The organism is Psychrobacter sp. H8-1 (assembly GCF_904846575.1).
Taxonomy (GTDB): domain Bacteria; phylum Pseudomonadota; class Gammaproteobacteria; order Pseudomonadales; family Moraxellaceae; genus Psychrobacter; species Psychrobacter fulvigenes.
This window is the reverse complement of sequence record NZ_CAJHBG010000001.1, coordinates 1,828,797-1,855,258: the sequence shown is the minus strand read 5'-3', so window position 1 is coordinate 1,855,258 and position 26,462 is coordinate 1,828,797. Positions and strand designations below refer to the sequence as shown.

26 protein-coding genes and 1 pseudogene are annotated in these 26,462 nt (G+C 43.0%); 14 read left to right on the top strand and 13 right to left on the bottom strand.

The genetic code is table 11. The annotated features are described in order from the left end of the window. Positions 1–144 precede the first annotated feature (144 nt). Both JMY01_RS07530 and JMY01_RS07525 read left to right on the top strand, forming a co-directional pair. A complete protein-coding gene (locus JMY01_RS07530) occupies positions 145–1,773 on the top strand; it encodes a BCCT family transporter (protein WP_201574980.1) in 1,629 nt (542 codons plus the stop codon). A gap of 204 nt (positions 1,774–1,977) precedes the next feature. Then, on the top strand, positions 1,978–3,633 hold the full coding sequence (locus tag JMY01_RS07525; protein ID WP_201574979.1) for a BCCT family transporter: 1,656 nt from the start codon (positions 1,978–1,980) through the stop codon (positions 3,631–3,633). 102 nt (positions 3,634–3,735) lie between these two features. On the opposite strand, the gene JMY01_RS07520 is transcribed toward JMY01_RS07525, so the two are convergent. After that, complete coding sequence (locus JMY01_RS07520; protein ID WP_227677753.1) at positions 3,736–4,086, bottom strand: hypothetical protein; 351 nt, start codon at positions 4,084–4,086, stop codon at positions 3,736–3,738. A 232-nt stretch (positions 4,087–4,318) separates the two neighbouring features. Here JMY01_RS07520 and JMY01_RS07515 point away from each other — a divergent pair, with 232 nt between their 5' ends. Next, positions 4,319–4,657 carry an IS630 transposase-related protein gene (locus JMY01_RS07515; RefSeq protein ID WP_201574978.1) on the top strand — a complete coding sequence of 113 codons (339 nt, stop codon included), beginning with the start codon at positions 4,319–4,321 and terminating at the stop codon, positions 4,655–4,657. Between the two features lie 23 nt (positions 4,658–4,680). Here JMY01_RS07515 and JMY01_RS07510 read toward each other — a convergent pair whose 3' ends face one another. Together JMY01_RS07510 and JMY01_RS14105 are read right to left on the bottom strand one after the other, a co-directional pair. After that, positions 4,681–5,223 carry an IS630 family transposase gene (locus JMY01_RS07510; RefSeq protein WP_265089828.1) on the bottom strand — a complete coding sequence of 181 codons (543 nt, stop codon included), beginning with the start codon at positions 5,221–5,223 and terminating at the stop codon, positions 4,681–4,683. Beyond that, positions 5,174–5,527, bottom strand: a complete 354-nt coding sequence (locus JMY01_RS14105) for an IS630 transposase-related protein (RefSeq protein WP_227677608.1) — start codon at positions 5,525–5,527, stop codon at positions 5,174–5,176. Before JMY01_RS14105 ends, JMY01_RS07510 begins: the two co-directional genes overlap by 50 nt. A gap of 69 nt (positions 5,528–5,596) precedes the next feature. Here JMY01_RS14105 and JMY01_RS07505 point away from each other — a divergent pair, with 69 nt between their 5' ends. Next, complete coding sequence (locus JMY01_RS07505; RefSeq protein WP_227678005.1) at positions 5,597–6,076, top strand: IS630 family transposase; 480 nt, start codon at positions 5,597–5,599, stop codon at positions 6,074–6,076. A 148-nt stretch (positions 6,077–6,224) separates the two neighbouring features. Here JMY01_RS07505 and JMY01_RS07500 read toward each other — a convergent pair whose 3' ends face one another. From JMY01_RS07500 to dnaQ, 8 genes and pseudogenes are all read right to left on the bottom strand, one after another. Then, complete coding sequence (locus JMY01_RS07500) at positions 6,225–6,521, bottom strand: DUF3144 domain-containing protein (RefSeq protein WP_374220368.1); 297 nt, start codon at positions 6,519–6,521, stop codon at positions 6,225–6,227. Positions 6,522–6,717: 196 nt separating this feature from the next. Continuing rightward, complete coding sequence (gene metK, locus JMY01_RS07495) at positions 6,718–7,884, bottom strand: methionine adenosyltransferase (protein WP_201574976.1); 1,167 nt, start codon at positions 7,882–7,884, stop codon at positions 6,718–6,720. Between the two features lie 144 nt (positions 7,885–8,028). Beyond that, positions 8,029–8,625, bottom strand: a complete 597-nt coding sequence (locus tag JMY01_RS07490) for a DJ-1/PfpI family protein (RefSeq protein WP_201574975.1) — start codon at positions 8,623–8,625, stop codon at positions 8,029–8,031. Positions 8,626–8,683: 58 nt separating this feature from the next. Further along, positions 8,684–9,379: an endonuclease III gene (gene nth, locus JMY01_RS07485; protein WP_201574974.1), complete on the bottom strand. Its 696-nt coding sequence runs from the start codon at positions 9,377–9,379 to the stop codon at positions 8,684–8,686. 118 nt (positions 9,380–9,497) lie between these two features. Further along, positions 9,498–10,328, bottom strand: coding sequence for an RnfABCDGE type electron transport complex subunit B (locus JMY01_RS07480; protein WP_201574973.1), 831 nt, complete (start codon positions 10,326–10,328; stop codon positions 9,498–9,500). A 68-nt stretch (positions 10,329–10,396) separates the two neighbouring features. Further along, positions 10,397–11,392, bottom strand: coding sequence for an NAD(+) diphosphatase (gene nudC / locus JMY01_RS07475; protein ID WP_201574972.1), 996 nt, complete (start codon positions 11,390–11,392; stop codon positions 10,397–10,399). Positions 11,393–11,449: 57 nt separating this feature from the next. Beyond that, positions 11,450–13,132: a hypothetical protein gene (locus JMY01_RS07470; protein WP_201574971.1), complete on the bottom strand. Its 1,683-nt coding sequence runs from the start codon at positions 13,130–13,132 to the stop codon at positions 11,450–11,452. Between the two features lie 189 nt (positions 13,133–13,321). Beyond that, positions 13,322–14,821, bottom strand: a pseudogene (gene dnaQ, locus JMY01_RS14295) (DNA polymerase III subunit epsilon); the annotation flags it as partial. A 413-nt stretch (positions 14,822–15,234) separates the two neighbouring features. Here dnaQ and JMY01_RS07455 point away from each other — a divergent pair. Then, positions 15,235–15,819, top strand: a complete 585-nt coding sequence (locus tag JMY01_RS07455; RefSeq protein WP_201574969.1) for a hypothetical protein — start codon at positions 15,235–15,237, stop codon at positions 15,817–15,819. Between the two features lie 82 nt (positions 15,820–15,901). Continuing rightward, entirely contained in the window at positions 15,902–16,207 is a 306-nt protein-coding gene (locus JMY01_RS07450) for a hypothetical protein (protein WP_201574968.1), read from the top strand. A 164-nt stretch (positions 16,208–16,371) separates the two neighbouring features. Here the strand turns inward: JMY01_RS07450 and JMY01_RS14435 are convergent, their stop codons facing one another. Continuing rightward, complete coding sequence (locus tag JMY01_RS14435; RefSeq protein WP_374220349.1) at positions 16,372–16,902, bottom strand: YkvA family protein; 531 nt, start codon at positions 16,900–16,902, stop codon at positions 16,372–16,374. 115 nt (positions 16,903–17,017) lie between these two features. On the opposite strand from JMY01_RS14435, the gene JMY01_RS07440 reads away from it, so the two are divergent. The 8 genes from JMY01_RS07440 to JMY01_RS07405 all read left to right on the top strand — a co-directional run bounded on the left by JMY01_RS07440 (position 17,018) and on the right by JMY01_RS07405 (position 25,263). Continuing rightward, entirely contained in the window at positions 17,018–18,286 is a 1,269-nt protein-coding gene (locus JMY01_RS07440; RefSeq protein ID WP_201574966.1) for an LD-carboxypeptidase, read from the top strand. Positions 18,287–18,436: 150 nt separating this feature from the next. Then, positions 18,437–19,459 carry a DUF1852 domain-containing protein gene (locus tag JMY01_RS07435; protein ID WP_201574965.1) on the top strand — a complete coding sequence of 341 codons (1,023 nt, stop codon included), beginning with the start codon at positions 18,437–18,439 and terminating at the stop codon, positions 19,457–19,459. A 55-nt stretch (positions 19,460–19,514) separates the two neighbouring features. Beyond that, a complete protein-coding gene (locus JMY01_RS07430; protein ID WP_201574964.1) occupies positions 19,515–20,543 on the top strand; it encodes a methionine synthase in 1,029 nt (342 codons plus the stop codon). Positions 20,544–20,840: 297 nt separating this feature from the next. Beyond that, the gene (locus JMY01_RS07425) at positions 20,841–21,341 is read left to right on the top strand and encodes a flavin reductase (protein ID WP_201577356.1); all 501 of its coding nucleotides are present in this window, start codon (positions 20,841–20,843) and stop codon (positions 21,339–21,341) included. A 250-nt stretch (positions 21,342–21,591) separates the two neighbouring features. Continuing rightward, on the top strand, positions 21,592–22,425 hold the full coding sequence (locus JMY01_RS07420) for a sulfite exporter TauE/SafE family protein (protein WP_201574963.1): 834 nt from the start codon (positions 21,592–21,594) through the stop codon (positions 22,423–22,425). 262 nt (positions 22,426–22,687) lie between these two features. After that, complete coding sequence (locus JMY01_RS07415) at positions 22,688–22,849, top strand: hypothetical protein (RefSeq protein ID WP_201574962.1); 162 nt, start codon at positions 22,688–22,690, stop codon at positions 22,847–22,849. A 310-nt stretch (positions 22,850–23,159) separates the two neighbouring features. Then, complete coding sequence (locus tag JMY01_RS07410; RefSeq protein WP_201574961.1) at positions 23,160–23,732, top strand: TetR/AcrR family transcriptional regulator; 573 nt, start codon at positions 23,160–23,162, stop codon at positions 23,730–23,732. A 100-nt stretch (positions 23,733–23,832) separates the two neighbouring features. Further along, entirely contained in the window at positions 23,833–25,263 is a 1,431-nt protein-coding gene (locus JMY01_RS07405) for an MDR family MFS transporter (RefSeq protein ID WP_201574960.1), read from the top strand. A gap of 229 nt (positions 25,264–25,492) precedes the next feature. Here JMY01_RS07405 and JMY01_RS07400 read toward each other — a convergent pair whose 3' ends face one another. Next, a complete protein-coding gene (locus JMY01_RS07400; protein ID WP_201574959.1) occupies positions 25,493–26,431 on the bottom strand; it encodes an AraC family transcriptional regulator in 939 nt (312 codons plus the stop codon). Between the last annotated feature and the right edge of the window lie 31 nt (positions 26,432–26,462).

Here is a 26,462-nt window from a genome sequence, read left to right as displayed (position 1 = left end):
CAGTTTCAAGAGATAGCTTCAAACAATAGCTCTGATATTTCAGGGCTATTTTTTTGTATCAAAAATAACAAATATGGGCGTTATGTTTGATAATTGGGTAACATCTTGTTAAGGTTGTTAACTCTAAAATATTGGATAAGTAATATGAGTGAACTCAAAATAGGTCGTTTAGGGCCTTTTCCACGAGTGAATAAACCTGTGTTTATTGCCTCAGCGGTATTGATTGTCGGGTTTATTATTTTTGGTGCCCTATTTCAAGAACTGGCAGATACTATATTTACGAGTGCGCAGAGTTTTATTACCCAACGATTTGGTTGGATGTTTATTATCCTGATGAACGTTGCTGTGGTTTTATGTTTGTATTTGATTTTCAGCAAATATGGTGATATTCGCTTAGGTCATCAGACTGAAACACCGCAATACAGCCTGCCATCTTGGATAGGAATGCTATTCTCAGCGGGTATCGGTATCGGTATTATGTACTGGGGTACGGCTGAGCCGGTTTATCACTTTATGGCGCCGCCACTAGGTGATGCAGAGACCGTAGAAGCTGCCAAACAAGCAATGAATATCTCGTTTTTACATTATGGGATTCACGCTTGGGCAATTTATGCTGTCGTGGCATTGTCATTGGCCTATTTTCATTTTCGCCGTGGTCTCCCATTATCGATTCGTTCTAGCCTTTATCCAATATTGGGCCAGAGAATTTATGGCAAATGGGGACACACGGTTGATACGTTGGCAGTATTTGGGACGATGTTTGGTGTTGTGACAACCTTAGGTTTTGGTGTGTTGCAGATTAACTCTGGACTCGAAGGGTTATTTGGCTTGCCTAACTCTGTCACGGTGCAAGTGATCTTAATCGCCCTCATTACGATGCTGGCTTGTGGCTCGTTGCTAATGGGCTTGGACAAAGGTATCAAACGTCTCAGTGATACCAATATCATTCTTACTTTTGTGTTGTTAGGGTTTGCTTTTATCATGGGCCCAACTCAGTACATTATGGACAGTTTGGTCGAAAACACTGGTAACTATATACAAAATATCGTGCAATTAAGCTTTTGGAGCGAGGCCTATAGCAAAGGCGATTGGCAGTCTTCATGGACGATATTCTACTGGGCTTGGTGGATCAGCTGGTCACCATTTGTAGGGGTGTTTATCGCTCGTATTTCCCGTGGTCGTACCATTCGTGAATTCCTACTCGGTGTGCTATTTATTCCGATGATTATCCTGTTTTTCTGGTTCACAACCTTTGGTGGTGTGGCAGTAAATATGGAGCTAATCGGTAACCCTGGGTTTATTGAAGTTGTCCAAAACGATTATGGTAGTGCTATCTTTAAGCTGATGGAGTTTTACCCATTTGCCAAAGCCACCACCATGCTGATTGTGCTCATGATTGTACTGTGGTTTGTGACGTCATCAGACTCAGCCAGCTTTGTCATTGATATGCTGACTTCTGGTGGTGAAACCAATCCGCCTAAAATTCAGCGTTTGTTTTGGGCAATTATGCAGGGTTTGGTTGCCGCGATTTTACTCGCAGCTGGTGGTTTAGGGGCGTTACAGGCCGCTGCTATCGTCGCAGGATTTCCTTTTGCTATTGTTGTGTTTATTATGTTGTATGCGATGATAAAAGGGTTTAATCGTGATGAGTTGATACTTTATCGTGCAGAACAACGATTTATCACTGATGAGTCGGTTGAGCATAATACGGCTAATGAGTTCAGGGATGAGGAGCTACTAGAAGGTCCGCCTGAGGTTGTTAAAGGCGATTAAAGACTGACAATAGATATATTCTGCATTCAGTGGCATCAATAAAAACCCCAGTCTCATTGTAGGCTGGGGTTTTATTTTGCCCAAAGATAATACGCTTTTATAATCAGGTGACTCTGTGTATACAAAACGCAACATAACAGGGTTATATTTGATAATTCGTTAACATCTTGTTATGGTGACGCTCTTTTGTCTTTGGGAAGATCTATGGATCATGTGAAGGTTGGCAGAGTAGGCCCTTTTCCGCGAGTAAGTAAGCCGGTGTTTTTAACCTCAGTGATTTTAATTACTGTCTTTATTATTTTTGGTGCGTTTTTTAATGAGCAAGCAGAAGTAGTATTTAATCAAGCCAAAGCATTTGTTTCTCTACGTTTTGGATGGTTTTTTATTGTGGTGATTAATGCCACTGTCTTGATGAGTATCTATATGATATTTAGTCGATATGGTGACATCAGGTTGGGTCATCAGAATGAGGAGCCTGAGTATAAGCTCATCTCTTGGATTGGTATGCTGTTTTCCGCAGGTATCGGTATCGGACTCCTATATTGGGGTACGGCTGAGCCGCTATATCATTATATGGCACCACCTCTGGGTGAGGGTGAGACGGTTGCATCTGCTAAGCTTGCGATGAACATCTCATTTCTACATTATGGTATTCATGTATGGGCGCTCTATGGCATGGTGGCTTTGGCTTTGGCTTATTTTCACTATCGCCGCGGTTTGCCATTGGCTATTCGCTCAACGCTATATCCAATATTGGGCAAAAAAATCTATGGTGGCTGGGGACATACGGTTGATACCTTAGCGGTATTCGGTACGATGTTTGGGGTAGTGACCACCTTGGGTCTTGGGGTTTTGCAGATTATCTCTGGCCTTGAGAGCTTATTTGGTATTCCTAACAACATCAGTGTACAAATCATCTTAATTGCCGTTATTACGGTACTTGCAGGGATGTCACTGTTCTTAGGGCTGGATAAAGGTATTAAGCGCTTAAGCGATATCAATATCTTTTTGACTATTATACTATTGAGTTTCGTTATCCTCTTGGGGCCTACGCAGTTTATTTTTAATAGTTTTATTGAAAATATCGGTAATTATTTACACCAAGTCATTCCATTAGGTTTTTGGACTGAGTCTTATGAAGGTCAAGAAAACTGGCAGTCTTCGTGGACGATTTTCTATTGGGCATGGTGGATTAGTTGGTCGCCATTCGTTGGTGTGTTCGTGGCTCGTATCTCTCGTGGTCGTACCATTCGTGAGTTCACATTGGGCGTGTTATTAATCCCTGTGGCGATATTGTTCTTGTGGTTCACCGCTTTCGGTGGTTCTGCGGTACATATGGAGCTGATGGCTGCAGTCAACCCTGATATAGCAAGCCCTGGTCTTGTCGAGGCTGTTAGAGCAGATACCGGCAGTGCCATCTTCAAACTAATGGAATCTTACCCGTTAACAGCAGTATTTAACCTACTCATTGTTATCATGATTGTGCTATGGTTTGTGACTTCATCGGACTCTGCCAGCTTTGTGATTGATATGCTGACCTCAGGCGGTGATACCGATCCTCCAAAAGTCCAGCGCTTGTTTTGGGCAGGGACTGAGGGCGTCATCGCGGCAGTGCTATTGGCGGCTGGTGGCTTAGGGGCGTTGCAAGCAGCTTCTATCGTATCAGGTCTGCCATTTGCAGTGGTGATATTGGTGATGATGTATTCATTATTACGCGGTTTGAGTCGCGATCATCTAATTCTCTATCGTCAGCAGCAGTGGTTTATCACTGAGGAGTCAGCAGAGCACAATTCAGCAAATGAGCTCCCTGATGAAGATTTACTGAAAGGTCCGCCAGCAGTCAAAGAAACAAGTGAGTAATCGTTTTTGACTTACCTACGATAATACGGCACTGAAAATGTAATAAGTAAAAATCCCAGTTTGTTTTAAACTGGGATTTTTTGTAAATGGCTTATCTGTAAGTTATTCTAATGTCGCGTTAGGTTGGATGCATTCTCCTTTTACATAACCAATCGCGGCAGCTGTGCCACAGGCTGAACAGGCGTTGCCCGCCGTTCGATAACTGACTACCGAGCCAACTTTGGTGGTAACGCAAACAGGGTCATATTGCATAGTACACATGTTTTGCTCTGGGTTGTGAGGCGGGCACTTAGTAAACAGATTGTCACTGGGTGCTGGTTGGTTGATAGGCGGTATATGATTCGAAGTGGCATCAGGCTCGGCGACACTCGGTATATTACTACAGCCTACTAATGTCATCGCTACGGATAGTCCTAGTAACGATAGCCAAGATTTACATGAATTTTTTATCATGATGAACATCCTTATAAGTGAGTGTAATAACCTCCTGTTATTATCATACCAATCCCAAAACTACGTTTGACTATGCCAAACTCATTAAGTCTACGAGAAGTAGTACTTGCGCTCGTCTGCTTATGGTTATAGTTCTTTGGAATGGTATATATCAGCATAAAATCAAAAGTATAGTAGGGTTCAGATAAAACCGATACAATACATAAAAACTAATCAATTATTTAGATAAACCATGACTTATTCAATCGACTATCGTAAACAAGTGCTGTCTAGCATCGATAATGGTCTGACTGTTAGAGAAGCTGCTGCTTTTTACCAGCTTAGCACCAGTACTATACATAGCTGGAGACAGATTTTAGAGCCTAAGAAAGGGCGAGATAAAGCCCCGACTAAAATACCTGATGACGCTTTGCTTCATGATGTTAAAGCGTATCCTGATGACTATCAGTATGAGCGCGCAAACCGTCTTGGCTGTAGTAAAACTGGCATTCATCATGCCTTAAAACGATTGAAAATCAGTCAAAAAAAAGACCTTGGAACATCCAAAAGTCTGTCCGATAAAAAGAGCTAAGTATCTCAATCATTTGAGTATAGTCAATCCACAATAAAAGAGATACAACCCATATCATGAAATAGCTTAGGCAGATTATTCTCCATCCAGCCTTGGCGTAGAAACTTAGCTTGAGCCCATTTCTTTTCAATGGGATTAAGATCAGGACTGTACGGTGGTAGCCACAAAATACGATGACCATGTCTGTTGAGTAGTTTTTGGATACGCTTATTTTTATGAAACCGAGCATTATCCATGACAATAACGCATTTGGTTTTAAGGCTTGGGATTAGTGTTCGTTTGCACCAGTTGTAGAATATGGTGCTGTTAATATTCTGCTCAAAGTAATCAAGCGCAAACAGCATTTTTTCATACAATGCCCCGATGACATTCGTACGCTTTTTTGCTTGCCAGTTGTAGCTATCTATACAGGGTGTACCTATCGGTGCATAGCCATGAGAGCGGATAGTCTCGTGCTCAAAGCCGCTTTCATCCATATAGACAATGGGATAGCCTTGCTGTTTAAAGTGATCAAGCCTACTCTGGAATATCGCTCTTTTGATCGGACAGGCTTTTGGATGTTCCAAGGTCTTTTTTTTGACTGATACCAAGACGCTTTAAGGCAATCTCAATGCCTGATTTGCTACAATTTAAACGCTGTGCTCGCTCATACATGTAATCGTCTGGATATTGCGCAACGTCTTGAAGAAGTGCTTCATTTGGTATTTTACTGGGTGCTTTATCCCGAGATTGTTTGATTGTTGGGTTTTTCAACCAGCGTTGTAATGCCGTCTTGCTAACGTCATAGAAAGTACACGCTTCACGAATAGTCATGTCTTTGTTTTTGACGCTTTTGATCACTTGCGCCCGGAAGTCTGCAGAATAAGTCATCGTTATTAATATCTTTCTCTTAGTTTTAATAGTATTGTATCTTATTTATAAAAGACCGACTATAGTTATATAACTCAGGGTTATCCCATTGTTTATATGGATGAAAGTGGCTTTGAAGCTGAAACCATTAGACCTTACGGCTATGCACCGATAGGTAAACCTTGTATTGATCGCTACAACTGGCAAGCAAAAAAGCGTACTAATGTCATTGGTGCTCTGTATGAAAAGATGCTATTTGCGCTTGATTACTTTGAGCAGAACATTAATAGCACCATATTCTATCACTGGTGTAAATACACACTAATACCAAGCCTTAAGAGAAAATGCGTGATTGTGATGGACAATGCTCGGTTTCATAAGAGTAAGCGCATTCAAAAATTGCTCAATAGACATGGCCATCGTATTTTATGGCTGCCACCCTACAGTCCTGATCTGAACCCTATTGAAAAGAAATGGGCACAAGTAAAATTCCTACGCCAAGGATGGATGGAGAATAATCTACCTAAACTGTTTCATGATATGGGCTGTATCGATTTTATATTAAACTGACTATATCTGATAATTGCTGCATCATTTTATCTTAGACTATTTTTTGGTAGTCATCTAGCCCATATACTCTTGATAAAAAACCAGGCCCAATAAAAAACCCAAGCTTAGTATTAAGCTTGGGTTTTGAGTACTTTAATGCTCCAAAACTTTAGTCAGCAGCTTTGTCGTCTTTATTGAGCTGTACATATTTATCAAAGTTTTGTGCATAGTCAGTTAGGTTGTCGCTTAGCATCTGACGGTACTGTTTGACATAAAACTCTACGATGTCATCTTTTTCTTTAGCAAAATCATCACCTTTTACAAAGCCAATAGATGCGACTGAGGCACTGTAACGGGCGGCAGCATATAATAAAGAAGCGCCTACTTGGCCTGAATGAGCATCAGGGCCTAATTGGCTGTTTGCCACACCGATGATGGCATCGGCGCGCTGGTAAAACGCCTGCATTTCTGGGGTGATTTCGATGTTAGCGTCAACACCATTATCTTGGTCTTGAGTCGTATCTTGTGACATTAGCTACTCCTGTAAAGTTTAGATAAACGAGTAAGTATGAGTAATTTGGCTCTTATCTCCTGAACAACCCTATCATAACGGATGAGACAGAGTTGAATCAGTGGTAGAAACCAGTTGTAGAATTTAAGATTTATAGGCCAGCATCTGCTTTTAAGATTTCGGCTTTGTCTGTTTTTTCCCAAGTGAAGGCGATGTCTGAGCCAACACGACCAAAGTGTCCGAACGTGGCTGTTTTTTGGTACATTGGCTGTAGCAAGTTCAGCATTTGTGTAATGCCATAAGGGCGCAGATCAAAATGCGTACGAATCAAGCGAATGATTTCCTCAGAGCTGATCTTGCTGGTGCCAAAGGTATTAACAGAGATTGAGGTAGGTTCAGCAACCCCAATAGCATAGCTAACTTGTACTTCACAGCGGTCGGCTAAGCCTGCAGCGACGATGTTTTTGGCAACATAACGTACGGCATAAGCCGCACTACGATCAACTTTTGAAGGATCTTTGCCGCTGAATGCACCGCCGCCATGACGAGCCATGCCGCCATAAGTATCAACGATGATCTTGCGACCAGTGAGTCCTGCATCTCCGACTGGACCGCCAATGACGAATTTGCCAGTTGGGTTGATGTGATAGCGGGTACCAGCATGCAATAGATCAGCAGGTAATACTTGCTTGATGATATTTTCCATCACCGCTTCTTGTAAGTCTTTTTGTGAAATGCTTGGGTCGTGCTGAGTGGAGAGAACCACAGCGTCAATAGCAGCTGGAATATCACCATCATATCTTAGAGTGACTTGTGCTTTGGCATCTGGACGTAACCAAGGCAGGTCACCAGCACGGCGCAGCTCAGATTGACGTTCCATCAGACGATGCGCAAACTCGATTGGCGCAGGCATCAAGACGTCTGTTTCATTACTGGCATAGCCAAACATCAACCCTTGGTCGCCAGCGCCTTGCTCTTCTGGACTACTGCGATCAACACCTTGCGCGATTTCAGGAGATTGCTTGCCCAGCATGTTGATAACGGCGCAGGTCTCACCGTCAAAGCCAAGGTCTGAGTGGTGATAGCCAATGCCATTGACCGTATCACGCACAATACGTTCAACATCGATGTTGGCAGTAGTCGTCACTTCGCCTGCTAATATTACGGCACCTGTTTTTACTAAAGTCTCGCAGGCAACACGTGCTTGCAGGTCTTCACGTAAAATGGCATCGAGGATAGCATCGGAGATTTGGTCAGCCATTTTATCAGGATGGCCTTCACTCACGGATTCTGAAGTAAATAAGTTGTATTCACGCATAATGGGATCGCTTAATAGCAAGGACTGTCATTAGTAAGACCAGTCATAATTGAATGTTAACGGAAAATAAGAGGCAAAAGTGAATCAAAAAATTAGCACATTTTACCGTGAATCGGGTTAAAACTCTAGTGTTAGGCATTGCTGCTAACAATTATAGAAATCATCAAGCTGGCTGTCTTCTTGCCAGCGGTATTCTGTATAGCTAGCAATCTGCCGCGCGGTATCAATATCATGTCTATCGGCAATAAAACCAAGCGCCATATCCACTCCAGCACTGACGCCTGAGGAGGTGTAAAATTTACCATCTACTACCCAGCGTGCTTGCTGTACCCAATGAACTTTATTTGATTGCTCAATAACCCATTGCCAAGCAAGCTTATTAGAGGTTGCGCGCTTGTTATCTAAAATACTAGCCTTCGCCAATAACGCACTACCAGTGCAGACGCTAAGCACCCAGTCGGCATCATCACAAAGCTTGGTAAGAGTTTGCAAAAACTGGTTATCCTCGATTACTTGGCGAGTACCTTTGCCACCAACAATCAATAAGATATCAGTTTGATGCTCTAACTCTGTTACCGCGATAGTGTGCAGGGCAACCCCATGATGATTATAAATGATACCACCTGTCAAAGAGGTAAATTGGATATGAAAATGCTCAGGCAGGTTACCGAACATCTCGATCGGTCCAAACAGGTCTAGCGTTTCAAAATTATCAAATACTAGGGCAGTGAGTGTTTGCATCACTCTTCCTTAAGTTAAAATGGCTATGAAAGGCAATGCTAACAATAATAAAGAATTTTTAGATCTCTAAAAACTTGGCTTTATCCTTAAACATGCATTCCTCAAAGACAGGACAGGCACCGCATTTTGGTGTACGTGCTTGGCAGGTATAGCGCCCATGCAGAATAAGATAATGATGGGCATCAACGATTAAGTCTTCTGGGATACGCTCGACCAGTTTTTTTTCGACCATCAACACGGTTTTGCCAGTAGCCAGACCTGTGCGATTACCAACTCGAAAGATATGGGTATCGACGGCCATGGTCGGCTGTCCAAAAGCAGTATTTAAGACCACATTAGCGGTTTTGCGGCCAACGCCTGCCAACGACTCCAAATCTTTACGGTTATCGGGAACTTGACTGTCGAATTTTTCAATCAAGTCGCGACAAGTTTTTATGACATTTTTGGCTTTAGAGTTATATAGGCCGATGTTTTTTATATAAGATTTTAGCCCTTCTTCACCCAGAGCCAAGATTGCCTCTGGTGTATTTGCCACTGGATATAATTGTTGGGTGGCAATATTGACGCTCACATCAGTCGCTTGTGCAGACAAAATGACGGCGATAAGTAGTTCAAAGTCACTACTGTAGTTTAGTTCGGTTACTGGCTCATCAATAGTGGCGGCTAGCTTTTCAAAAAACGGCCGAACATTACGATTGGGCAATCGTCTTGATGGCGGTGTCTCTGCAGTCTTGTGTTTGACAGTTTTACTCATGGTATTTTGATTATCTTTTAACAGTAATATTTAAAAGCGGTGGCTTTAAATCTTTTAGTATTATATTTATGCGCTGAAATAACGTTAAACGTTCTTTGCTTTAACGAAGCCTTTATAGTTATAGTTTTGCAAGTTGTGCTTGTAGCTCTGTCAGCTCTAAGCGCTTATTGCTATTCTCACGCACGCTTAGCTGTTTTTCGAGCTTTTTAATTTTGCTTCGCAACTTGGCGGCGGCAATGGTGTCTTTGGCTTGTTGTTCACTGATATCTAATGTTTGGCTGGCGGCGTTATTGAGTTTGGCTTCAACCATACTGACGACAGGCTTGGTATTACTGCTATCTGCAAGCTGCAGAGTCACGCGGTTTAGATGAGTATGATAACGCTGACGCAAATTATCCTGTTCTTGAATACGTACACTTTCAGTGAGCTTGCGCTCAATAGGGACTAAGTCGATACAGTCAACAGGGCAGGGCGCTATACATAGCTCGCAGCCAGTACATAAATCTGTAAAAATCGTATGCATGTGCTTGCCGGTACCGATGATAGCATCCACTGGGCAGGCAGGAATGCATTTGGTACAACCGATACAGTCATTTTCACGAATGACGGCGCGAACCTCGGTTGGGCGCTCAGTGCTAGGATCTATTGGCCATTGTGATGCGGCAGCCGTTAATGGCTCTTTACTATCAATGTTAAGTATTTGATGAATAGCGTCTGTAACAGGCTGTCCACCCGGCACACATTTATTATACGGCTCACCCTCTACCACGATCGCAGTAGCATAAGGCAAGCAGCCATCTGGGTGCTCACAAAGTCCACATTGAGTCTGCGGTAGACAGGCATCAATGGCTGCAATCTGCTGCTGAATATCAGACGGCAAAGAAGCTAAGGTCAATGTGTCAAATAAGAGGGGAAGATTTTCTAAGCGTGTGTCAATATTACTGGGCATGTAAATAACGGCCTTAAAACTGGCGATAAATAATGGGGTTTATACGTGGGTATTCAATCATAACTTATCTAAAGTGACATCCCTTGTTCATGCATAATCTGCGCGATTAGTTCATAAGCGATACTGCCTTTAAAAGGTATCTTAGGCAGATTTGAGAGATCAAAAAAATCAGCATGCGACAGCTCTTTTTGTTGTATGGCAATCTCGCCGCTGGCATACGACGCGCGAAAGCCCAACATCAAATTAGAAGGAAAAGGCCACGGCTGACTGCTCACATAGCGTATGTCCGTTAAGCTGATGGCCACTTCTTCAGCGACTTCGCGTACGACCGCATGCTCCAAGCTTTCGCCTACCTCTACAAACCCTGCAATGAGACCGTACTGTAGCTCCGAGCTTGGCTTGCCATAGCGATGATGGTGGGCCAATAGTATTTGCATCTCTCCAGTCTTAGGATTTGGGCGAGTAATAGCAGTGATGATACAAGGCTGCACACGTGGATATTGACGTAAACGGCAGACTTGACAAACCATGGCACGCTCACCAGATTTATCTGCATGGACTGGCGCACTGCAACGACTACAAAACTGCGTATCTGCCTGCCAGCGTAAGAGTTGAATAGCTTGGCTCAACTGCGCGGCAAGCGCAGCAGGCAGTTGCGTAATCAGCTGCCGATAAGAAATAAAGTCGACAGTGTCACTAGGCTGAGAATTATCAACAGCGCCTTCTGTTTCAGGTGTAAAGAGGAGCGTATCAGAAGCTGTACTCAAGTCTGGGATAGCAATACCGTGCACTTCTGCATAATGAGACGTAATGGCACTGGTCGCGCGAAAGTCTTTAGTCTCAGTATGTTTGAGTGCTTCTTCCCAGTGGCTGGGTGCTAAGCTTTCTATAAGCTCCACACGTCCTACTTGATAGGCATCAGCATCAGTCGCATCACTCACTACAGCATCGTTTTGTAATGCAAGGTCTTCAGTGTTTGGGAGCATCACTTGTAATGGCCACCAACCTGCCACTGTATGTCGACACAGTATGGTCTCGTTATCAAGTACAAAAGCGGTGGTCATCGTCAACTATCCAAACTATGAGTGAGCGTGCATAAAAGCGATACATGCTGAGGGTATTTAAGCAGTCAGCAGCTGGTTTAAACTATCCAATGCAATATCAAGAGACTGCTTGCTAATAGGGCGATTGTTTTCAAAACCCTCCAAGCGATAATCTACCGCCATTATGACGTCAGCGATACGTGCCAGTGTTTGCTCATCGATAACAGAGCCATCTGCCAAGCGCTCTTCTATATAAACAGAAAGCTGGCCAAACAAGTTGGCAGCGGCAGGAATCTGCAAAAACCTGACCGCGCCTGCCACTTGGCGGAGCATTTCAGGAGTGTTTTGAATTTTGACTATGTCGCGGTTGGGATCGGCTAAATAATCAGTGATGGCTTGCTCGATACTGGATATCGTCAAGCGACTCTCTTTAACCAAGGTATCATAAGCTGTATCTAGCTGATGTAATGAGATATGTTGGTTATTCATAGGCAGGTGCGTCATACCTGGGGTATGTCTTCTTGCCATCGCCGTCGAGGCGTTTTCTGCAAGCATCAGAGATAAGAGTAGGTGATCAAAATCCTCTGAGGTCGGTGTCTGCCATTTTGCTACTTTTGCAGCAGCAGACTCAAGCGCACTTGCGGCATCATCTAAACCCAGTAACTGCATGGCCGAGCTTAGTTCAGTTAAACTTTCTGTTATCGAAGACACTTGTAGGACAAGTGCGTCAGAGGTATCGCCACGTCCATAGCTTTCGGCTTTTTCTTTAATGCTATTGATTTGATTTTGAATGATATGATTCAGTGTGTCGGTAATGGCGCGATTAGGCCCAAACAAAAAGCGTTCCATTTGCTTGCGCTGCGGCGACTCTAGCTGATTGATAGCGTATTGCTCACGCAGTTTTTGTGCCTGTTCATTATCACGCCGGCAAGCAAAGCTGACTAAATCAGCAAAACGCCTATCCATGACGGGCAGATAGTTTTGAAACTGCTGTTCTAGATAGATAAGGGTATGTTTCTGGCTCATTTTCAGCGGTAGTATGTCTTTTAGATCAGTGACTGCCGCCGTTGCCGCTTGCCAAAATAAACTGCTGGTATGCGCTGCGATCAAAGCACAGGCTGCACTCATGGCATCCAGTTTTTGCTGTGCATCTGGGGTTAATAGGCTGTTGTTTTTGGTGAGCGCCACACCCAGACCACTACGATAAGCACTCGTTAATAGCTCGATATCGAGATTGAGCTCACTTAGCGGCTGATAGTTCTGTTCAGGGTTGGCGATGACGACACTACTGCTACCAAAATTAGAAAAATAGCTGGCATCGATAGTATCCTGCTCACTATGGATATGCAGCTTATTAATGATCGGTAGTAATAACGTTGGCTCTACCGTCTCTTTTAACAAAACAAATTCAACGTAGCGATCAAGCGTCATAATGGCTTCTGATAGATCCATAATCAGCGCCGTATCATTATTATTGCCATTGTCGTATAGCTTCTGAAAGCCAAAGGCGATCGCTGTGCTTAATATCTGTCCACCCTTTAACCCGATCAGCTCAAAAATACGGGACAGCTGCGTCAATACATCAATGGAGTCTAGTAGTAAAGGTGCCTGTGCAGTATCATCATTGAACTCGCTTAAGTGAGTTTCACTGTCTTTAAGAATGACAATGATCTCATCATAGAGCAGATGCAATGATGGTAAGTTAAAGTTAGTGATACTAAGGGCAGGCGGGCTTGCAGTGGTTTTTTCAGCTTGGCTCATAGTTGTTTTCCACAAAATGCTGATAAATTCATATTCTGATGATAGATGAAAATGACTAATAATTCATGGTTAATTTAAGTTATCAGCCATAATCTATTAAATCCGTTAAGGCAGATATCTGCTAAGTCAATATATGTCAATAATAGTCATAGCGTCTCAGAGTGTTATTTGGGAGGGTGTTTATCACTTTTACCACTGAGACATGTTGGTTTTTATATCGGGATAATCTTCTGCTAAGCCTGCAAACCAGCTCTGATTGGCGCTGCTGTCAGCTTTGGACTCCAATAACATGGCAGCAAGACTGGCAAAGCTCGCATGAGCGGTATGACCACCATCTGCTTCAGCATCATCCTCGATAGCTAGCGCGACCTGACCACCAGTCATCGCCAAATAGACTTCGGCTAAGATCTCTGAGTCAAGTAAAGCGCCGTGAAAGGTTCGGTCTTGTTTACCCACATCAAGGCGGCGTACCAGTGCATCAAGGGTGTTTTTCTGTCCTGGGTATTGCTGTTTGGCCATCGCCAGCGAGTCAGTGACTTTTACTCGCTGCGCAAAGTCAGTCATACCAACCTTGTCAAACTCCATGGATAAGAAGGTCATATCAAACGCCGCGTTGTGAGCGATGATCTCTGCACCATCCATAAATTCATAGAGCGATTTGGCTACTTGATCAAAGGTTGGTTTGTCGGTTAAAAAAGCCTCAGAGATACCATGAATACGGATGACTTCTTCGTCCATACTGCGTTCTGGATTGATATAAACATGTAGCTTTTCGCCCGTGAACTTACGACCGACTAGCTCAACGATACCCACTTCGACTATTCGATCCCCTTTTAGAGCATCAAGACCTGTGGTCTCCGTATCCATAATCAATTGGCGGTTGGCTTCATGACGATGAATAGGCTTGGGTAGCAGTGGGCGAAAATGCGGATTGGCACGGCTGGTATCGCCGTCAAACTGTGGCAAATCTGCCGTCTCATCTGGCAAGTTATTATCTGCTGTCATTGCATCTGTACTCATAGACTCGGTACTCATTGGCTGTATATCGTGGCTCAGTTGGCTACTGACTTGCATGGAATGTGAGAAGCTATTTGTTGCATCTAAAAGTGTCTCGTCTGAAGCGATGTCATCTAACACTTCCTCTAATAGGGCTGCCTCGTCATCCATCATATCAAAGCCCAAGGGATCAAAGTTAAGCCAGTCATTAGCGGTTATTTGAGTTTTTTTTTAGCATTATCTTTATGATTATCATCTTTAGGCGTGCTATTGCCTGCAGCTGACGGCTCACTACTTGAAGTGACTCCAAGGTTGGCCAGCTCGTCGGCCTTTTCATTGCCTGCATGACCTGCATGACCTTTTACCCAATGCCAATCAACATCGCGATCCTGACGAAGCTTATCTAGCTGTTGCCACAAATCCTGATTGGCAACGGGCTTTTTGCTGGCGGTTTTCCATCCGCGTTGTTTCCAATTGGCAATCCACTGCGTAATGCCGTTTTTTACGTAGCTAGAGTCAGTCCAGATTTCAAGCTTTGAGCCGCGTGGGCTGTGCTCTAGGGCTTTTATTGCTCCCATCAGCTCCATACGGTTATTGGTGGTTTCTTTATCGCCGCCGTATAGGTCTTGTGTACGTCCATCGCTAAATATCAGATGTGCGCCCCAACCACCAACGCCCGGGTTGCCTTTGCAAGCCCCATCAGTATAGGCGACGGTGGTGTTTGCCTTCACTGCCAGTGGGTCGGCTGTATTTTGCTGACGAGTACTTGCAGCGCTTACTGATACGTCAATAGAAGCGCTAGAGGCATGCAGTGATGAAACATGATTGTCTGACATAAAAACTCAATAACCTATTAAATACTAACCTGCAGCCACACACAATTTATATAAAAGCATGGCTCAACTGCTGCTAGTGTCACTTAAATGAATGCGCTTGATTATAGCAAATCCATGACCAATATGTGCTCTTGCTAATGACGAAACTGTAAAGCGACATATCAGCACAGCAGGATAGAAATTTTCTGTTAAAATAAGCCTGATGAATTCACCTTAATTTGAATTGAGCTTTTCAGGTCTCAAAACCCTTTATTGTAGGATAATCCTAACATGCCTAAACGCTTAGACGGTCGCTTAGTCACTATAAACAGTAAACTATGCAATAAACTTGCCATTCTCGCAATCAGTAGCATAGCCTGCAGTGCGTTATTTTTAACTGGGTGTAACGACAGTAGTCTTTCAGACGCTGAGAATACAGAGACAAAAGCTGAAGCGGATTTATCTGTCTTTGCAGGCTGTTATACCGTCAGCCATAACGAACCTGCACAGATTAAAATCAGTGAGCAATCAGGTGAGTGGGTGATGCAGATGAAAGAGCCTGCAAGTGCTAACCGTGTCTGGGATGTCGCTGAACCGTTAGAAATCGTTGATAACAGTGAGATACCTAAGTTTTTCTCCATCGATCCTGATAATGTCGATGCAGTCATTGCGCGTCCTGATAGGGTATTGGTGTTGGCACATGTCAAACCTGTCTATGCCAATATTGATCCACTCCTTGACAGTGAGTATTTGTCTTATATTTATAGAGGGGCCAATACCATTTATCGGGTAGATTGTGATGAGGTTAATACGGATATTTTAGCCAATCCACATGCCAACATTGTGATTAATAATGTCAATGAAGACAGCTATTAATGATGGATATAAAGGCCCTTAGACAGTTACTGATTGTTTGAACAGTGTTTGCTATCCAGTGTTTTGTAATAGAGTTAAAAATATGAATTTTTTTAGTTATGTGGTGTTAGGCGGATTGTCTTATGCAGCTGGTTGGGCAATACGAAATTATGTACTGAATAAAAAGCCTGCACCTGAACAGCCGTATGGCTTGAAACATCCAACGATTTTGGGGTATCTAGGTGGGTTTTTTATCATCATGCTGGTGGTGTCGTGGCTGATTGGTCGCTACTTGCTCGGTCATGTTAGCCTTGATCTGCCGTTTATTGTTATCAATAGTTTGGTTGCGACCTTCGTCTATTCATTTGGTCTAAATCCAGAAAACTCACGTTATGATCTGCCGAACTGAACAAGCAAAATGAATAGCAGCAGCACGTGACAAAAAACGCATCCGTTTTTTAGGATTCACTATAGAGCTGATAAATAAGCAACGACGGGTTAATAAAAACCGTGAGTCGTTGCTATTTTTTGTGGTCTTAGTTGGGCGCTTTAGTTAAGAGCTTTAGTTAAGAGCTATGGGCTGTCAGAAAGGGTGTTGTTGTCATCGGTCTTTTCTGCTTTTATCTCAGTCTCAGTCTCAGTCTCAGTCTCAGTCTCAGTCTCAGTCTCAGTCTCAGTCTCAGTCTCAGTCTCAGTCTCAGTCTCAGCTTGAGCTTTGAGAGAAGTTTGGCGTTTTTTCCATGACTGATACTTGTGCAGATCTTTTTCGACCAGTTTTAAGCAAAAAGTAATGACTAAGGCATCATCAATATAACCAATAATTGGGATGAAGTCCGGAATGATATCGATAGGATTTAGAATATATAACAAGCCTACGACGACCGCTGATATGGTTTTGTAGGGAATGTCTTTATAGTTGCCTTGATAGTAGTCTTTCACTAAGCTCATAAACAACATCAAGTCTTTAGTAAAGCGTTCTAGATAGCTGTTGTCTTGCAGCTTGTCTTTAAGTTTTTCTTCTTCACGAATGATGTATTCGAGGTCAGCATCAGCAATCCTGTCAGTGTTGCCGTTTTTGCTACCCTCTTTATAATCAGCAGTCATTACTATTCTCCTTCCACGTATTTTTAGTATATTCATACTATAGCAAGCATATATCTATAGACCAAATTCGATTCGTGCTCTATTTTAAGATAATTTTTTAAGGCAATGATCCGTTATGCGTGCAACCACAAAAACTCTACAGCAGTCATCAACAGACACTACGACAAACAACGAGCTTAATCGCCGCCAGTTTTTTTGGCAGTTAGGCATGACTGCAGGAGCAGGGCTGCTTGCAACCCAGAGCCTTGCGCAAAGCTTGAGCGTTGCTACAAGAGACCAAAAAAGTGCTACATCCTTGACCAAAGACGAATTACCTCTCTCAGAGTTGCCTACCTCAGCGGTTGAAGATAATCAGTTAATAGGGTCTACCTCAAAGTGCATAATACCTACGATTGAAACGCGTCTATTTGCCAGCTCCAACGTTGGCGGTAGTAATGAGCGCAACCAGCTAGCATTGGAGCGATTGGCCTGTGCAGGTTTTGAGGTACACAATCCTGCTATCACCAAACGCCAGTATTTACGCTTTGCTGGTACGGATGCGCAGCGGGCCAGTGACCTGCAGAATATCGCCACTGGTGCCATTAAAGCGCCCAAACTGCTACTCGGCGTGCGCGGTGGCTATGGCGCCATACGCTTGCTACCGTTGATTGATTGGCCGACGCTAGGACGTGTTATGCACGAGCGTGGCACTATATTGGCTGGTTTTAGTGACGTCACTGCTATTCAGTGTGCGCTATTGGCACAAGGGAAAATGAGCTCGCTTGCTGCGCCCATGCTCTACAGTGAGTTTGGTAAAACCACACCTGATGAGGTGAGTTGTCGCCAGTTTGTAGCGGCACTCACTAATCCTAATTTACGCATCGATATACAGAGTGCAGCGTTGACCAGTGCCCAGCTACCCACGATTTTAGCCACTGATGATAGTCAAACATTAACAGGAACGATTTGGGGTGGTAATCTCAGCGTGGTATCGGCGCTGGCAGGGAGTAAGTACTTACCGAACATTGATGGTGGCATTGTCTTTTTGGAGGACGTGGGCGAGCAGGCATATCGTATTGAGCGCATGCTCTATGACTTGTATTTGGCTGGCGTGTTTCAGCGTCAGCAAGCCATTGTTTTTGGGTCGTTGTCTGGTACTGGTGAAGACAGCTATGACAAACGCTATGATGTGGCGATGGTCATTCGTCAGTTGCATAAGCTGACTGGACTGCCTATCTACAGCGGCATGAGCTTCGGGCATATCAGTAAAAAACACAGCTTCCCACTGGGCGCAAGGTGTGAGATAAGCCCGAACGCTCTAGGCGGCTATGGCATGAGCTTTACTGATTATCCAGTCATTGATAATAAAAACATGATAAGTGTTGAGGGGCTGTGGCAAGTTTGAGAAGTACGATAATTGCTCAACATGAATTTTATTCATCTTATGTTTAAGTTAAGTCGTTTTTATTCATGTTCTACTTTGGGTATGATTCACCCCATACACAAATTTGGTTTTATCTCAGTTAATGAGAGTAGATTAAGGTAGCAGATTATCATGAGTAAACAGTTCACATATACCATCTCACACATTCGTTTTGACGAAAACTATCAGCCTGCAGACAGCACGCGTCTGACCACTAACTTTGCGAACTTGGCACGTGGCGACAATCGCCAAGAGAACTTACGCAAAACGCTTGCCATGATAAACAATCGTTTTAACGACTTGGCGCACTGGGACAATCCAACCGCCGACCGTTATTCTGTTGAAGTCGATATCATTTCAGCAGACTTAGATATCGAAGGCAATGGCAATACGTTTCCAGTCATTGAGACGCTGAAAACAACGATTGTCGACCATAAAGAAAACACCCGTATCGACGGTATGATTGGCAATAGCTTCTCATCTTATGTACGCGATTATGACTTTAGCATTGTGTTACCAGAGCATTTCGCAAACCATCCAGACTCCGCGCCACCAACTGATTTTGGCGATTTGCACGGTAAGCTGTTTCAACATTTATTACAATCAGAGGCCTATCAAGCCAACTTTCACAAGCAACCTGTGATTTGCCTGAGTGTGTCAAGCAGTAAGATCTATCAGCGCACGGGCAATGAGCATCCTGTATTAGGGGTCGAATACAGACAGGATGAGTATTCATTGACCGATGACTACTTCCACAAAATGGGCTTAACCGTTCGCTATTTCATGCCTGCAGGTAGTGTTGCGCCTTTAGCGTTTTATTTCGCTGGTGACTTGCTACGTGATTACACCGACCTTGAGCTGATCAGTGCCATCAGTACGATGGAGACTTTCCAGAAGATCTACCGACCTGAAATTTACAATGCCAACTCTACCGCTGGTCACATATATCAGCCAAGTTTGAAGTACCAAGACTATTCATTGACTCAAATTGTCTATGATCGCGCGGAGCGCAGCCAAATGGCGGTGACGCAAGGTAAGTTCACGGAAGATGAGTTCATAAAACCCTATCAGGCCATTCTTGGTGAGTGGGCGGCAAACTATGTTGTGACAAGCGAGACAATTCAAAAAGAAGCGGCTAAAAAACGCGCAGCTTAATAGACCCTTATCAACCAAAATATAAAAGATTAGATAATAGAGAAGATTAAATATTATGGAATTATTATTACCGACGTCAACAGCAGGCAGCTTACCAAAACCTTCTTGGCTTGCCGAACCTGAAAAAATTTGGTCACCTTGGGCATTGGAAGGCGAACAACTGCTTGAAGCCAAACAAGATGCGCTACGGGTGTCATTACAAGAACAGCGGCATGCAGGGATAGATATTGTCAGTGATGGCGAGCAGACCCGTCAGCATTTTGTGACCACCTTTATTGAACATCTAGATGGCGTCGATTTTGAGAACCGTAAAACGGTCAAAATCCGTGATCGTTATGAGGCGAGTGTGCCATCTGTCGTTGGGGCTGTGAGCCGTCAAAGACCAGTATTTGTGGACGACGCCAAGTTTTTACGTCAGCAAACAGATCAGCCGATAAAATGGGCGCTGCCTGGCCCAATGACGATGATTGATACGCTGTATGATGGTCATTATAAAAGCCGTGAAAAACTGGCTTGGGAATTTGCCAAAATTCTCAATCAAGAAGCCAGAGAGTTAGAAGCGGCTGGGGTAGATATCATCCAATTCGATGAGCCTGCCTTTAACGTGTTCTTCGATGACGTCAACGACTGGGGCATCGCCACGTTAGAGCGTGCCATTGAAGGTCTAAAGTGTGAGACGGCGGTGCATATTTGCTATGGCTATGGTATCAAAGCCAATAATGACTGGAAAAAGACGCTAGGTTCAGAGTGGCGCCAGTATGAGCAAGCATTTCCAAAACTGCAGCAGTCTGCTATCGATATTGTTTCACTCGAGTGTCAAAACTCACATGTGCCGATGGATTTGATTGAATTGATTCGCGGCAAAAAAGTGATGATCGGTGCCATTGATGTGGCAACCAATACTATTGAAACTCCTGAAGAAGTTGCGGATACGCTACGCAAGGCCCTGCAATTTGTTGATGCTGATAAGCTTTATCCTTCGACCAACTGCGGCATGGCACCTCTGTCTCGCCAAGTGGCACGTGGTAAGCTTGCAGCATTAAGTGCAGGTGCGGCAATCGTTCGTAAAGAACTGACAGCTTAGTACGTATTGCACGGCACTTACTACATAGCATCTATTACCCAGTACTAACCAATCTTAAGATGTGTGGGGATCAATGCTCGAGAGTTTGGTTTGATTGTAAAATCCGATTAGAATCATTAAGTAATCCTATCGATAACTGAAGAAAATCTATAGTCGAACCACGCTTAAAGTGTTACGGTATTAAGTCCCTGTGCCTATCATTATAATACTTGCGCGCTTGCCTTGTATTGTTTTTAGGATTGACACGCCCTACTACTTACCGAGCTCAAATTTAGGATTACAGTAATGATTAAGGATATGATTGAAGCAACCGACTTTAGAGATGCAATGTCTATGTTAACGACAGCGGTCAATGTGGTCACCACAAAAGGCCCTTCTGGTATGCATGGGTTTACCGCATCTGCGGTATGTAGTGTCACGGACACACCGCCAACCTTACTGGTCTGTATGAATCGGATGGCTCGATCACATAAAAGTTTTATTGAAAATAAAATCTTGAGTGTCAATGTGCTAGGGGTACAGCATGAATATATATCCAATACCTTTGCCTCCAAACTCGGTTCAAAAGAGCGATTCAAACAGGGTTCTTGGACGCAGTTAGCAACAGGCGCTCCTGTTTTAGAAGATGCGCTCGTCAGCTTCGATTGTGAGATTGAGCAAGTTCAGGAAGTTGGCACGCACAGTATTTTTATATGCCGTGTTGTCGCTATCAAGCAGGAGAAGCAAGATGGGCAAAATGAAAGTTTGGCCTATTTTAATCGTGCCTATCATCAAGTGGGTCAAGCCGATCAAGGGTAAACCGCGTACATTATTTTCTAGGGTCTGTTGGATATCCAATAGACCCTAATTACTATCTAGCTAAAATAACTATAGTTGATACACTTTAAAACCGACACAGTGCTACTGGGATAAATTTTGTGCAGCCTCTGGAGTGCGAAGCGCACAGCAAGCAAGGAAAATTTGTACCAGTAGCACGACAATATAAACGTATCGATTTTATTTCGAGTTGACTATATTTAACTAAATCTAAATAAGAAGTAACTATCCTGTGGAATTAATCATTTTTTTAATAATAGGGGCGCTAGCAGGGTTTGCTGCAGGGCTATTTGGCGTGGGCGGCGGCACCATCATCGTGCCACTGTTATTTATCGTTTTTACGCAAATGGACTACAGTCCTGACAACATCATGCATCTGGCGTTAGGTACCTCACTGGCAACCATCATTGTCACCTCGATCAGCTCGTTAATGGCACACAATAAAAAGGGCGCCGTCATGTGGCCTGTCTTTAAAAACTTAGCGCCAGGTTTAGCGATTGGTTGCTTTTTGGGTGCGGGAATAGCAGGGCAAATATCTGGGCTTTATCTGCAGCTTATTGTCGGTGTATTTTTGCTTTGGGTCGCCTATAAGATGTTCTTCGGTGGCAAAAAACAGGTCGCCAGTCATGCTAATAATGTCAGTAATGCCAACCATAATAATACAGAACTGCCTTCAAAACCTAAACAGTTGGCAGCAGGCGGGGTTATTGGCGTTGCTTCGGCCATTTTTGGTATTGGTGGCGGCAGCTTAACGGTGCCTTATCTCACCCGTTATAATGTGGTCATGCAAAAAGCGGTTGGTACATCCGCTGCATGCGGCTTGCCGATTGCCATTGCTGGTGCGCTAGGGTATATGGTATTTGGAACGCAGGCGCAAATAAATGTACCTAATACCATTGGCTTTGTGCACATTTATGCCTTCTTAGGTATCAGCATCATGAGTTTTTTCACCGCGAAGGTAGGCGCAAAAGTCGCTCATATACTATCACCAGCATTGTTAAAGAAATGCTTTGCGCTGTTATTAACCGTGGTGGGATTTTATTTCCTTTATAAAGGGTTAATTTGAGTATAGTCGATACTAAATAAAATGAATACGTTATTTAATAACGCGAAACTGGTATAAATTTTTCTAGCTTGCTGTGCCTACGCCGACAGAGGCTGCAAAAAATTCATCCCAGTTCCGCTGTATTTTTTTCATATTGTACTGGCTATAGTCATAGTTAAGATCATCAGAGGTTATAAAGAATCATTCATTATGCAAAATACTAGAAATATAGTTAATGATAAGAAAGTACTAGAAGAGCTATCGGGTAAGGAGCCAGTTTATTATGGAAGATGATAAAAATAAGGGCAAATATTCTTTAGGGTCTTGGGTTGGATTAGCTATTGGAATAGGAGTTGGAGCGGCGATAGACAATTATATTATCGGAATTTCTATTGGGGTAGTTTTGATGCTAGTAATTAATTTTGTGAAACCTAATAAAAAATAAATTATGAGCTTGTCTTAATACTAATTAAGTTATCGAATTTAAAACCTATATCATTACCACGTCTTTAAGTAGCCTCTTATCCGCTCTTTGATTTATCTAAAAACAAAAAACACTCAACTTGGTTGGGTGTTTTTTTTGTTTCAAGCAAAAGCTAAGTGAGACTAAGAAAAATAGTCAAAGTCATCTGTAAATCATTTTGAGAAGAATGAGATTTACTTCTAGCATATCTTTATAACATTGACAGATAGGAAAGAACTCACTATCATGCGCAACTAATAGACCGGTTGTTATAATTTTAGAGGTTTTAATAATGGATGACAAAGTAAAGCCAAAAGATGTGCTCATTGAGACGGCGTCACGCCTGTTCAAGGTACGCGGATATTGCGGAGTGGGTCTCAATGACATTATTGAGGAAAGCGGAATACCTAAGGGCTCCTTGTATCATTACTTTCCAAAAGGCAAAGAACAGTTGGCGATTGCAGCAATCAATAACACCAAAACATTGGTCATGGAAGATATCAAGGCCGTTTTCGATGGTGCCTCCAATCCGGTAGATGCTTTTCAGGCTTATGTATATGAATTGTCCAGAGTATTTGGGGAAGGCGGTGATCCTATTGGTTCTCCGATTGGAACCATCGCTGGAGAAAAGCATTCTACTAGCGAACCAATTCGATTGGCATGTGAAGCAACTTTTAAGGATTGGCAATCCATCTATACGGAGAAGTTCCTGGAAGCAGGCTATCCCAAGGAGCAAGCCACTAGTTTAGCGACAGTTTTCCATGCGCTGACTGAAGGCGGGATTTTGTTGGCGTTAACGATGAAAAGCGGCAAGCCACTTGAAACGATAGCAGAACAAATCCCCTCATTATTTACTGAAAAGTAAATCATACAACATAGCAAAGAATGATTTAGCTAGAACGTGTGCTCATCTGAAACTTATCGTTCAGATTGAGGGCACGCCCTGATAAACGAAGAGAGTTTTAATGTCTACAATTGCAATTGAACAAAGTCAAGCAGGTATAAAACCAATCCCCATTTTAATATCCTTTTTAATAGCAGGGTTCGCTGGATTATTTAGCGAAACGGCTTTAAATATGGCGCTTGGCAACTTGATGAGTGAATTTAATGTCGTTTCTTCGACGGTGCAGTGGATAACCACAGGCTACTTATTGACAATGGGCATACTCATTCCCGTATCTGCCCTATTAATACAATGGTTCAGTACTCGGCAGTTATTTGTTGCCTCTCTACTATTTTCAATTGCTGGAGCGATAGTCTCTGGTATGGCGCCTATTTTTGAAGTGTTACTCTTAGGACGTGTCATTCAGGCAGTCGGCACGGGTTTATTAATCCCGCTTATGTTCAACACCGTATTAATCATTTTCCCTATTCATAAAAGAGGGACGATCATGGGGTTGGTTGGACTGGTCATGATGTCAGCACCAGCTATTGGACCGGCTACTGCGGGATTAATTATTGAAGTACTGAGTTGGAACTGGATTCTTTGGCTACTCATTCCATTTCTGGCTTTTTCATTAGTATATGGACTGCTTTTTATGCAGAACGTATCTGAACTGACAAAACCAAAAATAGATGTGCTTTCCATCATCTTATCGACGATTGGCTTTGGCGGCATTGTATACGGCTTTAGTATCGCAGGACACAAAGGATGGGGCAGTCCATTGGTCATTAGCACCCTTATCATTGGTCTAATGTCTCTTCTTGTATTTTCGTCAAGACAGTTCAAACTCGATAATCCCATGTTGGATCTGCGGACTTTACAGTATCCCGTGTTTACCTTAGCCTTGCTAAGTGTCTCTGCTACCTTCATGATTATTTTGTCATCTATGATTCTTTTGCCATTATATCTACAGATTGGACTCGGGCTATCAGCGCTCACTGCTGGTCTGATACTGATGCCAGGGGGTGCGCTAAATGGTATTTTGTCTCCAGTCGCAGGGCGTGTATACGATAAGTTTGGTTCCAAATGGCTTTTTACACCGGGTTTTATCATAATGATTATCATGTTGTGGAGCCTGTCGAATGTCACTACTGAAACCACTATTTTAATGGCCATTCTCTTGCATTCTGGTCTTATGATTGGCGTGACGTTCGTCATGATGCCCTTGCAAACTCATGGTTTGAACGCACTACCCAAAAATCTTTATCCAGACGGAACCGCTTTGATAAACACGTTACTGCAAGTATCTGGATCAATCGGAACCGCGCTTGCAATCACAATTATGTCTACTTTACAAAATAATTTTTTGAAGACGGTTACCGATCCTTCAGATCCCTCTGTCGCAAGTACGTCATTGACCGCTGGTGTACAAACAGCGTTTATTTTGGGAATTGTACTGGCGGTTAGCGGGCTGATTATGTCGTTTTTTATAAAACAACAAAAAGAGTGTTAATAAGGAGCGCATGCTTTGTGAATTGTCTTTAGCAGGGGTGTTCAAGCGTCAGAAAAAGATCGTATTTGGCTCTTTATCTGTAAAGGGCAAAGATAAAGGGAAAAGATATCTATGATAAACATGATGATATGGCGATGGTTATCCATCAACTGTACAAGTTGACTCGATTACTTATCTATAATGGCCTCGTTTTTGAGCCTATTCGTAAAAACATAGCTTCCTATAGACCTTAATTGCTTATAGCAGCTTGTTGCCGTTCTCGATACGCTTTCGGTGACATACCATATACTCGCTTAAATGCCTGGCTAAAAGTTGAGTTTGATGTGTAACCAACTAGCTCACTGATTTGACCGATACTATTATGTTGTAGGCGTAGTTGGCGAGCAGCAAGACACAAGCGGTAGGTAGTCAGGTAAGTCAAGGGCGGCACACCCATAATGTTTTTGAAGCGCTGAGTAAAGCTTGAACGAGACATGCCGACCTTTTCTGCCAGCTCATGAGTCGTCCATTTATGATCTGGTGAATCATGAAGAATGGCTAGTGTTTTTGATAAATACGGATCTCTCATAGCAAACAACCAATTCTCTGCCTTCTCAGGCAATCTTTCAATATATGTGCGTAAGCATTCAACCATGACAATACTTGCCCAAAGATTAATCATCGCAAGCTTACCTAAGCGCTCATATTGAGACTCTATTGTTAAGAAGCCAAGGGCCCAGCCGAGCGCTTTAAATTGACTTCCATGGCTTTCATCATGCTCAGGCAAAATGGCGGGTAATGCTGATAGTAGCGGTCGAAGCAGGTCTTTATCGTATTGACATTCGATTACTATAAATTGCGTATTAGAGTTACTGTCTTTGAGAGGGTCGGCAGGACATTTATCACCCTCAAGCAAAGTTTTATCTAACTCTTGGACATGTTGACTATGATAGTCTGGTGCATGACAGACATGTTTATTGGAATTAGGAATCATCACAATATCACCAGTATACACTTGTCGTGATACTTCATTTATAGTGATATAAAAGCTGCCAGCTTGAATCAAATAAAAATAAATATTGTCGCTACTCGTGAGTGAAAATGCCCAGTCACCAGAAAAACTCAAACAATAATATTTAGTTTCCTTTAGGTGCTGAGATTGCTGCAGCAACCTACTCAGTGCATCCATAAGCCTCTTCCTTAGTCATCAATCAGCTTCG